The sequence below is a fragment of the Paenibacillus sp. LC231 genome (assembly GCF_001860525.1).
In the GTDB taxonomy this organism is placed as follows: Bacteria; Bacillota; Bacilli; order Paenibacillales; family Paenibacillaceae; genus Paenibacillus_AQ.
In genome coordinates this window covers 1-14,783 of sequence record NZ_JFOM01000015.1, presented here as the reverse complement: position 1 = coordinate 14,783, position 14,783 = coordinate 1, and the positions used below count along the sequence as shown (strand labels likewise).

Annotated in this window: 13 protein-coding genes; 2 read left to right on the top strand and 11 right to left on the bottom strand. The window is 48.5% G+C overall.

Annotated features, from left to right (window positions below; translation table 11 throughout):
* Positions 1 to 106: 106 nt before the first annotated feature.
* The 4 genes from AK95_RS10025 to AK95_RS10010 form a co-directional block, all read right to left on the bottom strand.
* Positions 107 to 511 (bottom strand): NUDIX hydrolase, encoded by a 405-nt coding sequence (locus AK95_RS10025; protein WP_071219836.1) that lies wholly within the window; start codon positions 509 to 511, stop codon positions 107 to 109.
* A 45-nt stretch (positions 512 to 556) separates the two neighbouring features.
* Positions 557 to 958: a zinc ribbon domain-containing protein gene (locus tag AK95_RS10020; protein WP_071219835.1), complete on the bottom strand. Its 402-nt coding sequence runs from the start codon at positions 956 to 958 to the stop codon at positions 557 to 559.
* Between the two features lie 86 nt (positions 959 to 1,044).
* On the bottom strand, positions 1,045 to 2,034 hold the full coding sequence (locus AK95_RS10015) for a serine hydrolase domain-containing protein (RefSeq protein WP_071219834.1): 990 nt from the start codon (positions 2,032 to 2,034) through the stop codon (positions 1,045 to 1,047).
* 65 nt (positions 2,035 to 2,099) lie between these two features.
* A complete protein-coding gene (locus AK95_RS10010) occupies positions 2,100 to 2,894 on the bottom strand; it encodes a hypothetical protein (protein WP_071219833.1) in 795 nt (264 codons plus the stop codon).
* 262 nt (positions 2,895 to 3,156) lie between these two features.
* Between AK95_RS10010 and AK95_RS10005 the strand changes: the two genes are divergently transcribed.
* Positions 3,157 to 5,487 carry a helix-turn-helix domain-containing protein gene (locus AK95_RS10005; RefSeq protein WP_083397580.1) on the top strand — a complete coding sequence of 777 codons (2,331 nt, stop codon included), beginning with the start codon at positions 3,157 to 3,159 and terminating at the stop codon, positions 5,485 to 5,487.
* A gap of 58 nt (positions 5,488 to 5,545) precedes the next feature.
* Here the strand turns inward: AK95_RS10005 and AK95_RS10000 are convergent, their stop codons facing one another.
* From AK95_RS10000 to AK95_RS09975, 6 genes are all read right to left on the bottom strand, one after another.
* On the bottom strand, positions 5,546 to 6,562 hold the full coding sequence (locus AK95_RS10000; RefSeq protein ID WP_071219832.1) for a glycoside hydrolase family 130 protein: 1,017 nt from the start codon (positions 6,560 to 6,562) through the stop codon (positions 5,546 to 5,548).
* A gap of 171 nt (positions 6,563 to 6,733) precedes the next feature.
* Positions 6,734 to 8,350 carry an extracellular solute-binding protein gene (locus tag AK95_RS09995; protein ID WP_071219831.1) on the bottom strand — a complete coding sequence of 539 codons (1,617 nt, stop codon included), beginning with the start codon at positions 8,348 to 8,350 and terminating at the stop codon, positions 6,734 to 6,736.
* Between the two features lie 52 nt (positions 8,351 to 8,402).
* Positions 8,403 to 9,314, bottom strand: coding sequence for a carbohydrate ABC transporter permease (locus AK95_RS09990; RefSeq protein ID WP_071219830.1), 912 nt, complete (start codon positions 9,312 to 9,314; stop codon positions 8,403 to 8,405).
* Between the two features lie 16 nt (positions 9,315 to 9,330).
* The gene (locus tag AK95_RS09985; protein WP_083397579.1) at positions 9,331 to 10,320 is read right to left on the bottom strand and encodes an ABC transporter permease; all 990 of its coding nucleotides are present in this window, start codon (positions 10,318 to 10,320) and stop codon (positions 9,331 to 9,333) included.
* Between the two features lie 538 nt (positions 10,321 to 10,858).
* The gene (locus AK95_RS09980; RefSeq protein WP_071219829.1) at positions 10,859 to 11,167 is read right to left on the bottom strand and encodes a hypothetical protein; all 309 of its coding nucleotides are present in this window, start codon (positions 11,165 to 11,167) and stop codon (positions 10,859 to 10,861) included.
* A gap of 75 nt (positions 11,168 to 11,242) precedes the next feature.
* Positions 11,243 to 12,193 carry a LacI family DNA-binding transcriptional regulator gene (locus AK95_RS09975; protein ID WP_071219828.1) on the bottom strand — a complete coding sequence of 317 codons (951 nt, stop codon included), beginning with the start codon at positions 12,191 to 12,193 and terminating at the stop codon, positions 11,243 to 11,245.
* A 595-nt stretch (positions 12,194 to 12,788) separates the two neighbouring features.
* On the opposite strand from AK95_RS09975, the gene AK95_RS34100 reads away from it, so the two are divergent.
* Positions 12,789 to 13,244 (top strand): hypothetical protein, encoded by a 456-nt coding sequence (locus tag AK95_RS34100; RefSeq protein WP_162487561.1) that lies wholly within the window; start codon positions 12,789 to 12,791, stop codon positions 13,242 to 13,244.
* 401 nt (positions 13,245 to 13,645) lie between these two features.
* Here the strand turns inward: AK95_RS34100 and rarD are convergent, their stop codons facing one another.
* Positions 13,646 to 14,524, bottom strand: a complete 879-nt coding sequence (gene rarD / locus AK95_RS09970) for an EamA family transporter RarD (protein WP_071219827.1) — start codon at positions 14,522 to 14,524, stop codon at positions 13,646 to 13,648.
* Positions 14,525 to 14,783: the final 259 nt, after the last annotated feature.

Genomic DNA, 14,783 nt, shown 5'->3' with positions numbered 1-14,783 from the left:
ACTTTATCAATCATTCTAACTCTCGATGCCCTGAGGCACAACTTTTTAAGTTATCCTCTCCCAGAAATTTTTCAGTGACATGCATGATCATTGGAGAGCATGAAATTTAAAACGCCCGGCTTCTAACTTCTCCTTGATAAGCCAATGCATCCTCGGCCCTTAACCGCTGAACATCGCTCAGCTCCGACAACTCGGCCCATTTATACTCCGAATGCTCCGAACTAAGGATAATTTCCTCATGAAGAGGGATCGAACAGCGGAATATGCCGACCTGCACGTTGATATGACTGTGATAATAAAATCCGGTCAAGACCGCATCCTGCAGGGTGAGGCCCAGTTCTTCGCGGCATTCGCGAAATATCGCTTCATGGATCGTTTCGCCGGGGTCGACCCCGCCTCCGGGCAAACTCCATCCTTTGTTCCCGTAGGTCCGTTTTAATAAGAGCAGCTTGCCGTCGGCGTTCGATATGATGGCATGCACACCGAATCTGTACGTGTCATGAAAGCCCATTTTTCATCCTCCAATCTCGGCATTAAAATGCATTATCAAGCAAAATTACTGCCTCTCCCCAATGTCATTACCGCACTTCGGACAATATTGGTACGTTTCATGTTTGATGGCTCTCCCGCAATACGGGCAGAAATTGAAATCGCCATCCTGTTTAAAACCTTCGTTGACGCTTTGCCTTGCATTCGCTTGAAGGTAAGGATCTAATGGATCCGGTTCGTCGTCGGTAATATCATAGACGGACATGCGGTTAGCTCCCGTAGCATTTTTAAGATGAAAAATCCCCTGCACAACCGCGACACCGACAAAGATGACCCCGAACAGGACAAAAAAGACGGGTGCTCCCATATTTGCTGCCGAAATCGTCCAGAATATCCCAAATACGCCAATTGCAGCACTGCCAACCGCGCCCATAGCCGACGGTCCCCGACCTGGCTTGATGCTTCTCATGTAAGGCTCCTCTCGAAAGTGATAATGACCAAAACAAATACATGCTTGCATGGTTCCCGATTAATCTTGTAGTCGTTTCCTTCGTTTTACGTATGAAACAATAGAGGTTTAATCATTCGGAACAACTGGTGCGAGTCTACTTTCTCATAATTCCATAGCATGACGATCCGTAGATCTTGAACTGGATAGTGCCAAATTTCGGATCGAAATCCCGGAGTTCCTCCGGCAATTAATCGAAAGTCAGCCCCCAGGAACCATCCATATCCATAGTTTAAGTTCGGGTCAAATGTTGTCATATAGTACGGTTCAAACATTTTATCCATCGTTTCCGGATGAAGGATTTCACCTTTGAAAAGGGCTTCACACCACGTATTCAGATCTTGCACCGTAGAGTACAGCTCGCCTGGAGCTTGAACCGTGCTAAGCCTGTCATTGTCAGCGTTGATCAGCTGATTATTTTCCCATGCGTGTCCGTATGCTCTGCCTGAATTGATCTGACGAGGACAATCAACCCCTGTCGATCCCATGTGCAAAGGCGAGAAGAACCAGGAATTCAAAATTTCCTCATACTTCATCTCCGTCACAGCCTCTAGTATATACCCCAGCATGATAAACCCGGTGCTGCTATATTCCCAACGCTCACCCGGAATGAAATTCTGTTTGAGTCCGACGAGGTAGGGTATAAACGCTTTCTTCTCCACACTTAATTTGCTCATCTCATATGTAAGGTCAGGTACGGCATAAATATCATGCAGCCCTGATGAATGGCTCAATAAATGATGGATCGTGATCTTTGGATGGAGAGCCTTAAATGCGTCAACATAGGCACCCGGATGATCATCAAGACTAATCAGCCCTTGTTCATAGAGTTTGAGGGTGGCAGCTGCAATGAACATTTTGGTGACTGAGGCAATGTGAAATTTCGTATCCTTGTTATTGGGGACGCCAAGCTGAATGCTGGCTTGCCCGTAGGATTTACTGAATAAGGTTTTGCCTTCTTTGGAAATGTGGATGTTCCCGGATAAATAATGGTCTTGTTGATAACGATCAATCAGTTCCTCTAATTGCTGCTCCATTCTAACCCTCCCCTTAAAATCCTAAACCGGTACGCATTCTGTAACCTATCATGATGCAGCGCGGTCTAGAGATATTCGCCGAAAAAAAACTGCAGCGCTTCAGTGGAATACCCGTCGCTTCCCTGCCACTCCGACATCGAGAAGAAATCGTCATCCCTTCTCGGACGCGTGCGGGGCGTATCCTTCGGAACCAGCACGCCGGCATATCCCAGAACTTCCATCAGCACGTCTCGTTCATGCTTGCTTGAAGGCAGAACATCCTTCAACCGCTTTTCGAGATGACGCGGGCTTTCTGTTTCAGCACATCCGTCGACGGCTGCAATCAGCTTCCGCAGAATGGCGATATCCTCCTCGTCCACCGTCAGGTCCTCCTCATGGCTCAACAGCTCCAGATCAAGCCAGCAGTAGAGCAGCTGATTTAAGCGGATGCCTCCCCATTTGACCCGTTCGAAATTCAGCACGTTCAGGTCGGCATTCACGTAATCCCGGTCGGACTGCAGCCGGGCATGGTTACAATCTCCGCAGCTGCTGTAATTCGGCATGGCCGAGCGTCGTTCTTCGTACTGATGAAGAGGCAGGCGCGATGTCAGCGCCCAGCTGGAAAGCGCGCTTCGCAGATGCACTTGTCTCGTGGACAGACTGTGCAGAAATGCGGCAGCTACCCTTTCTTTAGTAACCGTCTTATGTAAGCTATGAAGCTGCTGGATCAGCTCATCATGCCCGACGGTAAGGGGATCGAACATCAGCCCCATGCGCTTCGCGTAATCAAAATCCTCCCCAACGAACGGCAAAGGACTGCTTTTCCAGCCGCTGGATGACCAGAACGTTTGAAGTAAAACCTTCTTCGCCTTTTTGTCCACAGCTTCTCACTTCCCATTATTTTCTTGTCCCTATCATAACAAAATCTCTCTTTAAAGCGAATAAACAACCGAACAAGCAGTGCCAAGAAAGCTGTTGCAATCTATGAAAACGCCCTAGCCTGGATCATGGCTGAGGAGTGACTTGCTTAATATTTCTCCGAATAATCATTATAATGATATAATGTTTCAGATAACCCTGTCGTTGTTAATGAAATCGGATGTTCGCATGACATGAAAAGAATGCAATGGAGGATGCACCCAAATGACCATTCACAAGCTTAAATCATTCATCGTATCCACCTTCACTTTCCGAATAAATTGGAATCATTTTAAGTCGAAGCTGCTCTTAAAATACGTTCTGTCTTATATTCTGATCTTTCTAATTCCCCTGACGGGGGTAACGATATTTGTTTATGATAGCGCTGTCAGCGGGCTTCGTACCGAGATTGAACAATCCAACATCAATCAATTGAACCAGGTGAAAATGACCATCGACTCCCGTATCGCGGAGCTTCGGGAGCTTTCCGGCCGAATCGCTTACGACAGACGCTTAACCCCTTATATGGTCCGTGATGATTATTACAGAGTGGAAGCCATACAAGCTTTGGCCAACTATAAGGCAAACAGCAGCATCATCGAAGACATCTTCATATACTATCATAACGAACCGGTTATCTATTCTTACCGCGGCCTGACGAATGTTAACGTTACGTTCGATTCCTTTTATCGTTATGAGAACTGGAGTCTGGAGGATATCATCGTTGCTCTGAACGAAACGAATCAGATGTTCATACGGCCTGCCGAGAATGTTACGATCAACGGCTCCAGGCAGGAGGCGATGCTGACCGTCATCGTACCGATCAAGCCCAATGCCCCCTATCCCTACGGAAGCGTCGTATATATGGTGAAAGAATCCAATCTTACCGGGGTCATGGATTCCATTCTTAGCGATTTCACCGGGAGCAGTTACATTTTCAATCAAAATGATGAAGTGCTTACGGCGAGCAATCATGGCGTAACCCTGTCCCAAGAGAACCTCGGGTCATTGGCTGCGCTTGATGCGGGTATACACAATCTCTCCCTGAATAATGACAAGTATTCCGTCGTATCCGTCAAATCCGGGGAGAATGGCTGGAACTACATGACCATCATGCCAAGCTATCAGTTCTTCAGCCGGGTCGCTCATGTACAGACGCTCATTTTGCTGGTGTTTGGCATCGCCGTCATTACCGGAGTGCTCGCTGCTTTTGTGCTGGCTAGACGTCAATATCACCCGATTAAGGACCTGATGGAATTCGCCAAGCTCAGAGTCGACGATACCCCTGAGCCCAAAACGCGCAATGAATGGGATTGGATTCGTCAGACCCTTCACGATTACAGTGCCCGAATCGATATGCAGGAGCCCTTCGTGCGCAATCAATGCATGCTGCTTCTGCTAAAACACGGCAAGCCGGATGATCCCGAAATCGAGCGAATGATCGCCGGAGCGGGACTGGAGCTTCCTCAAGATCAAGTCATGTATTTCTGTGTGATTCTGTCCTGGGAAGAAGCCGATGAGGCCGAGGATGTCCAAAATGATCGTCAACAAATGCAAGCTTTGCTCAGTCATGTTGAACCAACAGGGCTTCATGCGAATATCCACGGCGTCGAATTCTCAGCCGATAATCAATTTGCGCTAATCGTAACGCTTCTTGACCCCGGTCAAGATTCGCTGAAGCTCCGGATGGAGCAGATCATACAAGCGGTCCAGGGATTGATCTCTGAGAACACACGGCTCGATCCGAGCATGGGCGTAGGCACGCCTTACCGCGATTTGGGGCAGCTGAACCAATCCTTCATCGAAGCCGCAACCGCTCTTGAGCACCGAATGGTTGGCAGCAGCCGGATCACCTATTTCGCCCAACTGGCGGAGCAGAATCATCCTGTTGCCAAAGGTGTGTGGCTTCCAAGAAAGTCGCTGCTCAAGCTGGAGCAAAGCTTAAAGCAAGGCAACGAGTCGGTGGCCGTGCAGATGATCGCCGAGATGATGGAGACCATTCGGAGCGAACCGCTGCAGATTCACCTGCTGCGCTGCATTTGCTTCGATCTGCTGAACGCGCTGCTTCGGTCCGCCTCCGAGGTCGGAATGAACGAAGCATTCAGCAGCATCTCGGACTATACGTCGTTTGAGACGCTGGAGGAATTTGAGGACAAGCTGTTGTCGCTGACAACCGAGATTTGCGAGAAGGTTGAGCGTAACCATGAGCAAGCAGCGCCTAAGCTGATCGATGATATCGTACATTATGTGAATCAGCAGTTTGCCGACTACACGCTCAGTCTGGAGCATGTGGCTCTTAAATTCTCCGTCTCTACCTCTTACTTAAGCCGCAGCTTTAAAGAAAAGACCGGGATCAGCTTCTCGCAGTATATTTGGAAGAGGCGTATGGAAGAAGTCATTCGGCTGCTTGTGACGACAAGCGCTCCTCTGAAGGAAATCATCGAACAGGTGGGCTATCTGGATGCACCCAATTTCATCCGCAAATTCAAGAAAGAAACCGGACTGACACCCGGTCAGTACCGCAAACAACATTGCTCGAGCAGTCTGGATATATAAAAAAGAGGGCCCTTTTACGAGACATTGTCTCGAAAGGGCCCGGATGCTTCTATTTCACTTACTGCGGTTCGTTCAGGATATGCTCTACCAGCTCATCGACCGGCACGGTAGCCAGTGCAATGGCAGTGTCGGTCACACCATAATAGATATAGAGCAGGCCGTCTTTGACCACGTTTCCTGTCGGGAACACCACATTCGGAATTTGATAACCGAATTTCTCATAATAGGCCTCCGGTTCCATAATGAAATTCTTCGTTCTTGCTATGACCTTCTCAGGGTTGTTCAGGTCAAGAAGCATCGCCCCGACTCGGTAAACGACCTGATCATCAACGCCGTGGTAAAGGACCAGCCAGCCTTTATCGGTTCGCACAGGCGGGGTTGCTCCGCCGATTTTCCTGGATTCCCAGGCCGGGTTCTCAGCCTTGGCCAGAAGCTTCGGCTCTTCCCAATGAACCAGATCCTCGGAGTACGTAATCCATATCGCCGCGCTGTCCGTTCCGTGAGCTGCACCCACGTATTCCTCCGGACGGCGCAGCAATACATACCTTCCGTTAATCTTCTCAGGGAACAAAATGTTGTCACGGTCATTGATGTCGAGCGGTGTCGTATCGGCAACGAATTCCCAGTCGATCAGATTGTCCGACTTCACAATCGAAGAGCGGGTGAGCCAGTGGCCTTCCTCCTCCCCCCAGCCGTCCGGATATTTCGGAATTGAACGCTCCGGTATGCCCGCTCCTGTCGGATAGTAACTCATGGCGCACGGCCTAAGGGCATAGTTTAAATAATACGTGCCGTCTATTTTGACAATCCGCGGGTCCTGGACGCTTCCATATGGGAAGCCCAGCATGTCTGGCGTCACGATCGGCTCGTCTGTCACGTGCGTAAAATTCACTCCGTCCTCACTCTCCAGCAGTCCCAAAACATTCTTGCATGGCGTTAGGGAGCCTGCGGTACGTTCGATCATGTAAAACTTGCCGTTGTCTATAATAACCGCAGGATTGAAAACAGTAACTTTACGCCATTCGTATTTTCCCGGAACGACGATCGGATTGTTTGGATGTCTAGTTATTTTCATAGGCTAGGCCTCCACACTTGTATAGTATTCAGAATCTATCAAGGCCCTCTTGAATTCATAGGTGGGCCTGAAAGAGCAATCGACTTCTCCCAGGCCACCTTTTCTTTGAAAACCTCTGTCATCTCGTGTATCTTATCTTGATGGCTAATTTCTGCTAGACACAATCTAAGTTTAGTTCGACTTCCATCGGTCATATGCGCCTTGATAGATTTCGACGACCCGGTCGGCACCCATTTTCTTCATCGTGTTCAGGTAGTTATCCCAATTGGACAATGGTTCTGCTCCCGTAACGAATTTCGCCTCCATCTGCTGTACATACGTGCTCAGATCCGAGTTCAGGCTGTTGATCTCGGTTTGCTCTTCAACGGTCAGGAACAAGGCAGGGAACGGCGGTCTTGCTCCACGATCCAGCAGCTTTTCCTTCGTTTCCTTTTCAACCCACTGATCAAAGTCGGTCTTCAATCCTTTATTAATATCGTCCGTATTGATGGTAGGAGCCGGAATGCCGTAGTTTGGCGTCAAAGTCGCACGGTAATCCTCCATCTCCATGCCGTCCGGCACAGGCAAATAGCGCTTCACCCGGTTGGCTTCATCCGTATACTCCCACAGCTTGCCTTCTGGTCCTTTGTTGAAAAAGAGCGATCCTTCATAAGAATAAAGGTAGTCCACCCACCGCATCGAGGCTTCAGGGGCAGGATTGGTAACCGTGATGGCAAAAGCCCCTGTCGTGATCCCTCTGTTCTTGGCGATAGCCGGCTTGTCTACCAGATCGCTTTTTACCGGAGCGAACATCGGATCTTTGGTGGACGGTTCTCCCCCTTTGGTCATGTAGGCATGCCAGTCGGAGAACAGGGCGACCTGATTGTTCTGTGCCTTGGCCTTTTTCTGTTCTGCGGTTTGCGAATAGCTTTCGTGGTCAAGCAGATCCTCTTTCCATAGACGATTCATATAAACCAGATACTCTCTGAAGCCCTCTTCTATCGGGGTATAATGAACAACATCCTCATCGTCCACATAAATTTCGTCTTCATAGATGCCGAAAGCGCCAAGCAGCCAAGTACGAATATCCCGAGCATTCGTCGTAGCTGTCGATACGGAAGAGATCGGGATTTCATCGGCGACCCCATTGCCGTTCGGGTCCTCTTCTTTTACACGCTTCAGGAAGGCATAGAGCTCCTCGGTCGTCTCCGGAAGCTTGTCGATTTTCAGGGCCTCCAGGAAATCACCGTTGTACCACAGCGGGTTGCGATACCAGTGCTGGCTTAAATCGATCGCTGGCAAGGAATAGATATGTCCATCCGGAGCTGTAATGGATTTACGGATCTCCGGAATTTCGTCCATCAGCGCCTTGAAGTTCGGAGCATATTCCTCGATGAGCTCCTCAAGCGGGATCAGAATTCCCTGCTCGCCATAGTTCATCTGTTCAGCCGCCGTCAAGCCTGCAGCATAGAAGACATCCGGGTAATCGCCGCTGGCAAATACGAGGTTCTTCTTCGTATCAAAACTATCCTTCGGAGCGTTCAAGTATCGGAATGAAATGCCCGTCTTTTCCTCCATCTGCTGCAGCACGATCATATCCTTCCAGTTCTGAACGCCGACATCAGGCGCCATCATGGTCAGCGTAATCGGTTCATTCATAATCGGGAAGCCTTCCTTATTCACGGCGGCTGCTTCTGTTGACTTTGTTCCGGCAGATTTCGTATCGCTGCCCGAACCGCATCCGGCAAGCAGAGACAGGGCTGTCATCCCCGTTAGCACCAGCTTCCAAGTTTTGCTTGTCATCTTCATCCATGTTTCCTCCCTTTGCATACTCAAGCTCATATTATATAAAACGCTTTCATCATCCTTTTACAGAACCAATCATGACCCCTTGGACAAAGAATCGCTGTAAAAAAGGATAGAGAGCCACAATCGGCAGCGTCGATACGACGATAACCCCGTATTTGATCAGCGATGCGGTTTCGGCTTTGGAACTCATTGCCCTGGCGGCATCCCCGCTGATTGCGGCGCCGGTCGTCTCCGCCGTCATTTCCTGAAGAACCAGAATCTGCCGCAGCACCATCTGCAGGGGATACTTGCTCTCATCGTTGAGATAGATCAGAGCCGGAAAATAGCTGTTCCAGTGACTGACCCCGTAAAACAAAGCCATAACTGCAATAATCGGCGCTGACAACGGCAGAATAATCCGGACGAACAGCTTCAGGTTGGTACAGCCGTCCATATAGGCCGCTTCCTGCAGTTCCTTCGGGATCGTCGTCTGGAAGAACGTCCGGGCAACGATGATATTCCATACCGATGCAGCTACGGGAAGAATGAGCGCCCCCATCGTGTTGATCAGCCCCAAATTCCGGACGACGAGATACGTTGGCACAAGCCCTCCGGTAAAGAACATCGTGAACAGGATAAATCCCAAGAACAGTTGACGACCGACCAAATCCGACCTGCTGAGCGCATAGGCTGCAGGCAGTGTCACGGTCAGGTTCAACAGCGTTCCTATCCCAGTATAGACGATCGTGTTCAGATATCCGTTCCAAATCTTCGGGTTTTCGAACACCAGCTGGTATCCGGCCCAGGTAATTTCCTTGGGAAACAGCCACATCGCACCCGAATTCACCTGCTGCGGGCTGCTGATCGATGCGCTGAGAATATAAATGAGCGGATAAAGAACAACAATCAGAGCGATGGATAAATAGATATAGACGCTGCCCAGAAAAATTTTGTCCCACTTCGATTCCTTCATTGCGGTAACCAATGTACTTCCCTCCTTTCTACCATAGGCTGTTCTCGCTGGAGCGTCTGGCAATCCGGTTGACGGTTACCAGTAAAATAATGTTGATCACGGAGTTGAACAGGCCAACAGCTGTTGAGAAGCTGTACTGCGCGTCTACCAGACCGGTCCGGTAAACATAAGTTGAAATGACATCCGAAGACTCCATATTCAGGGAGTTCTGCAGCAGCAGTATTTTTTCGAAGCCAATTGTAAGAATGTTACCCATGTTCAAAATCAGCAAAATGGTGATCGTTGGGAGTATGGCCGGCAGGTTGATGTGCAGCAATCGTTTGAAACGACTGGCTCCGTCCACAATCGCGGCTTCATGCTGCTGGGGATCGACACCGGACAGCGCAGCCAGATAGATAATGGTCCCCCATCCGGTGCTTTGCCAGACTCCGGACAGAACATATACGGTCTTGAACCAGGCCGGATCCGACAAAAAGTTCGGCGCATCGAAACCCATCCATTTGATGAATTGGACCAGTATGCCGGTGGACGGCGATAAGAAGGTAATAATCATACCGGCCATGACCACAACGGATATAAAATGAGGCGCATACGTAACGGTCTGAACCATTTTCTTGAAGGGACCCGTACGGATTTCGTTGAAAGCAAGCGCCAGGATGATCGGCAGCGGAAACCCGATGATCAGCTCGTAGAAGCTGAGGCTGAACGTATTCCAGAGCAGATCCCAGAAATAGTAGGAATGGAAGAAACGCTCGAAATGACCGAAGCCCACCCATGGGCTGTCCATGATTCCTTTGCTAGGGATAAAGTTCTTAAAGGCAATCTGGATACCGTACATCGGCGCATAGTGAAATACAAGGAAATACAGTGCGGCCGGCACCAAGAACAGATAAAGCTCCCAGTTCACCCTGATTCTTTTACCGAGAGACGTTTGGTTTACACCTGGATTAGGCGGCTTCGTTTCGCGATGGATGGAACGTCTTCCGGATATCACAGCAAGCAGTCTTTTTCCCCTCATGCTTCCCCTCCTTTCTTACATATCGATTCATGTCAGGTTATCTGGCTCACTCACGTACATCACGTTTCAGTGGTTAACAGGTAACGCTTACATTCCAAAGTGTAGAGAAGACGGCATGACATCGTAAATGTGTAAGATGTGCATTGTCATCCGTCTGTCCGGCGCGATCCCGCTGCTATCATCATTTTTTCATCCGGATCTCCGCGATCCCTGTTGAAGTACGATGCTGAGAATGTGTAACATATGAACCTGTTATCAGGTTTCATATGTTACATATTGTGCTCCATCAAGCTGTCCAAGCCAGGAGGGGAATCGTCATGTACCTGCCCTGCTAGACTAGTAGACAAGAGGAAAAAGTCATCCGCCAATACGACACGGCGAGAACGATTTCAGAAAAAATGAAACAACCGTTCCCCGGTGGAATACCGAGAAACGGTTACTGCTTAAAGCTCTCTTTTAGTTCTGTCTACTGAAAGGGGTATGACCAAGAATGTGGCCTTTAAGTTTAAAAATCTTGTCATATGGCAACTTTCATTCCTTACCCTTCTACGATATCTGCCCGTAAATCAGCTGCAATTCCGATCATGAGGGGTACGATTTCTTGATGGGAGACGGCTATGTACAGCTCCCCCATATAGTGTCTAAATGGAATAAGGGCCTCTCCATGTTTCCACATAAAGAAATCCCCTTCGACGGACATGGTGCTCTCCTCCCCTTTCACAGTCAGCACCGTCTGATAAGTGAAATCCGCCTTGGATGAAAAATAAGCTTGGCATTCCTCCAATGAAATCTCTTGATCACTAGTAGTTGCATTCATGGATCTTGTAATCCGAAAACGTTGATTCATAAATATCCTCCAAAAATAAAATGATGGGCTGGATCATTGAAAAAAACCATGCATGGAGCGATGGTAAGTCAATAGCTATATCGATTGCCGTACAATGATGTGATAAGGAATCTCTACCTTATCCTTTGATTTCTTAATTGTAAGATCAAAGGCTTGTTCACCGACTTTCACCAACTGATGATCAACGGTAGATAGGCGTAACCCAATTCCAACAGGCTGATTCTCCTGGCCAATGATTGCCAGATCCTCTGGCACCCCCAGTTGTATGCTCCTTGCATACTGATAAATACCTGCCGCAACCTCATCGCCGTTCGCATAAACAGCGGTTGGTCTAAGATCCATATTAAGTAGTTGTCGTGCCGCTCTTACCCCGTCTTCCATGCTGTAGCAATCCCTGATATGGTATGCTGGCGGCAGTTCGCCAAATATATACTGATACGCTTTTATCGTCAGCTGTGTACTATTGCTCTCTTCTCCTCTTGCTGTCGTAAAAGCGACTCGTGAATGCCCTTTATCCTTTAACAGCTGAAACGTGTCTACGTAAGATGCATATCGATCCATGTAGGCACAGCCAATCTCAGGATGATCCGTAAACTCGCATGCGACGATCGTCCCGTACTTGGTATATGGCACAATGGCATCCCAAGTGTTTGAGCGAGAGGTAATGATGATGCCATCCAGTTGTTTATTTTTCAGCATATTTAAGCAGCTGAGCTCTTTATCCGGATCGTACTTTGTAGGCAGAACCATCACGGAATAATCACGCTCGACCGATCGATTAAGCACGCCATGAAGCAGTTGATCAAAGGCTTGATTGTTGTTGTACGGCATGATCACACCGATACTTCTTGTTTCCTTACGAATTAAATCGACAGCTGAGCGATTTGGCGTATAGTCCATTTCATCAATCACACGCTGCACAGCTGCCCGCTTCGATTCAGATACATAAGGATGTTGATTCAGCACCCTTGATACTGTTGATACGGATACTCCTGCCCGCTTTGCAATATCATTAATATTTGCCATTGTCACCTTCTCCTATATCTCACACTTCATACTCTAGTCTTACACCAAATCAACGCGTAAAACAACAATAAGCTTCCCACAAGTGTAATCACAGTAATGAGGAGCTTATTTATTTCGACTCTGCAGCTGAAAGCGACATATCTCATTTATCTCCGACTGCGAATACCGGCTTTTGGCGCATATGGACCTCAATTTTAGTATCAGACAAAATCACCTTTAATCTCTTGATAAGAGGCTGCCGCCGAATGAAGTTTCCCCGTCAAGTAGACATCTAAAAAAGTCCTTGAGTTGCAGTCTACGTTCGGTATTCTACTGGGCTGAGGTGAAAAAGGACAGCGTTTCTCGACAATATGAAGCCCTTGCAAATTGCATGGGCTTGTTCGTTTTAATTTTTGGGATGGTTGATGGAAATCGGTCCAGTCCCACACTGGTCCTCTATGGCTCGCAAGGGCACTATTCACAATAAACTATTATACAATGTTTGGATAACTCACGAACCTATATTCCGAATTTTAGACTATATTGCAATGGTCAAGTATCATGATTGATAAGTTCTGAATAAGCTACATTCATCGATCAAATTGGAGGCTTATTAATGATAATTAACCCCTATTTATGCTCATGTAGCCGATTCCCTCAACCATCTTATTATCCGTATCCTGCACCATATTATGGCGTTTATCCTCCTAATGGCAATTATTTCGGAAATGGCATTGGTGTTCATGCTGGTGGTCAGCTTGGGGGTGATTATGGAGCAGGCATTTTTGTCGGTGGTCATCTCGGGAGTGGCCATGGAATAGGAGCTCATGCTGGCAGCCATCTCGGTGGTGAATATGGAGTAGGAGTTCATGCTGGCGGCCAACTCGGTGGTGGTCATGGGATGGGAGTTCATGCAGGTGGATATCTTGGTGGAAAATATGGTATCGGTGGTTATACCGGCGCGCATATTGGTGGGGGACATGGTTTAGGCTTGGATGCCGGTGGCCATTTAGGCGGTTATAGTGGTCAATTCGGTTTCCAGTTTGGCGGACACAAGGATGATTTCCGGTAATAGAAAACGGTTTTTAAAAGGAAACAAGTTATCGTTTATCGGTAGCTTGTTTCTTATTTATAGTACGAAAAGGTAAACTTAATCTTACTTTGATTCCATCATTAAAATTTATAAATCTAACAATTGTAAGCTTGAAAGAGTTGGAGGTAGAGTATCCTCAAATTTCATAGAGATTGCTAATGTACTTGTTTTGCTCCTGCTGGAATCATTGTAATCGTTGTTCCATGTAACCTTTCCCGTTAGCTTACCCCCTTATATAATGTTAATTCAATATAGATCTAGTCACGGCAAACGTAGTGTGCCCGCCCAGGTATGCCGGATAACACCACAAACTGAAAACGGCCATCTCCCGCCCCATCGGACGGAAATGGCCGTTATGACGGTACCGGGCGCCTTTGCCATCAGCTCGCCTTCGCGAGTTTAGTGTTGCGAACCGATGCCGCAGCGTATACGACGAGCGCTGTCCAGATGAGCGCGAAGCCGACTAGCAGAACCGACGAGACCGATTCCTTGAACACGAATACGCTCAGTAACAGCATGATCGTCGGCCCGATGTATTGTACGAAGCCGAGCGTGGACAGCGCCATCCGGGCGGCCGCTCGTGCAAAGAATAGCAGCGGCAGCGCCGTTACCACGCCGGAAAGAAGCAGTTCGACGAACATGGACGGAGGCAGCGTCCATGCGGTCGTCTTTCCCACGGCGGCCAAATAGATCCAGTAGCCGAGCGCGACGGGCAGGACTACAGCCGTCTCCGACAGCAAGCCTACAGAAGCGTCTTGCACGATTTTCTTCTTCGCGAGGCCGTACAAGCCAAACGACACGGCCAGCGAGATCGCGATCCATGGGAACCGCCCGTAGTCGATGGCGATGATGAGCACCGCAGCGCCAGCGATGGCAATCGCGAGCCATTGGCCGCGGTTTGGCTTCTCACGAAGGAAGACGACCGCTAGCAGCACGTTCAGCAACGGGTTCAAATAATAGCCGAGACTTGTCTCGACGACATGGCCATTGTTGACGGCCCAGATGAAGATGAGCCAATTAGCTGCGATCAGCAGTCCGCTGGCGGCGACCGACAGCAGGAGCGAGCGGCTAGCCGCAATCCGCTTCATTTCACCCCAGCGGCGCTGGACGGCGACGAGAATACCCATGAAGACAAACGACCAGACAACCCGATGTGAAAGAATTTCGCCTGCCGGCACATCGTCAAACAACTTCCAATAAAGCGGGAGAACCCCCCACATGATATACGCGATAATAGCGTTGACTAACCCATTGTTCATAATCAATTCTCCTCTTCTCACTCCGATGTCTGAACGAATTATACGTCTCGATCCTCTATTAAGTAAAGAAAATAATTGGTCCGTTAGCATGCAGTTACGATCTTGCTGCCGTTATATTTTGAGCTATCGTTTCCCGTTAGAATTCCTGTAATACGAATATTTTGGAGATTGAACAAAAACGAGCGCCTCGGTACGATGGGGTTACACACGAGGTCATTGCCTCAAAAAGCCCATCCAGGAGGTCGCTCTACTATGAAGT

Coding starts and splice junctions, on each gene's coding strand:
- AK95_RS10005 (WP_083397580.1), top strand. CDS start 3,157: ATGACCATTCACAAGCTTAAATCATTCATCGTATCCACCTTCACTTTC.
- AK95_RS34100 (WP_162487561.1), top strand. CDS start 12,789: ATGATAATTAACCCCTATTTATGCTCATGTAGCCGATTCCCTCAACCA.
- AK95_RS10000 (WP_071219832.1), bottom strand. CDS start 6,562: ATGAAAATAACTAGACATCCAAACAATCCGATCGTCGTTCCGGGAAAA.
- AK95_RS09980 (WP_071219829.1), bottom strand. CDS start 11,167: ATGAATCAACGTTTTCGGATTACAAGATCCATGAATGCAACTACTAGT.
- AK95_RS09985 (WP_083397579.1), bottom strand. CDS start 10,320: ATGAGGGGAAAAAGACTGCTTGCTGTGATATCCGGAAGACGTTCCATC.
- AK95_RS09995 (WP_071219831.1), bottom strand. CDS start 8,350: ATGAAGATGACAAGCAAAACTTGGAAGCTGGTGCTAACGGGGATGACA.
- AK95_RS09975 (WP_071219828.1), bottom strand. CDS start 12,193: ATGGCAAATATTAATGATATTGCAAAGCGGGCAGGAGTATCCGTATCA.
- AK95_RS10025 (WP_071219836.1), bottom strand. CDS start 511: ATGGGCTTTCATGACACGTACAGATTCGGTGTGCATGCCATCATATCG.
- AK95_RS10020 (WP_071219835.1), bottom strand. CDS start 958: ATGAGAAGCATCAAGCCAGGTCGGGGACCGTCGGCTATGGGCGCGGTT.
- AK95_RS10015 (WP_071219834.1), bottom strand. CDS start 2,034: ATGGAGCAGCAATTAGAGGAACTGATTGATCGTTATCAACAAGACCAT.
- rarD (WP_071219827.1), bottom strand. CDS start 14,524: ATGAACAATGGGTTAGTCAACGCTATTATCGCGTATATCATGTGGGGG.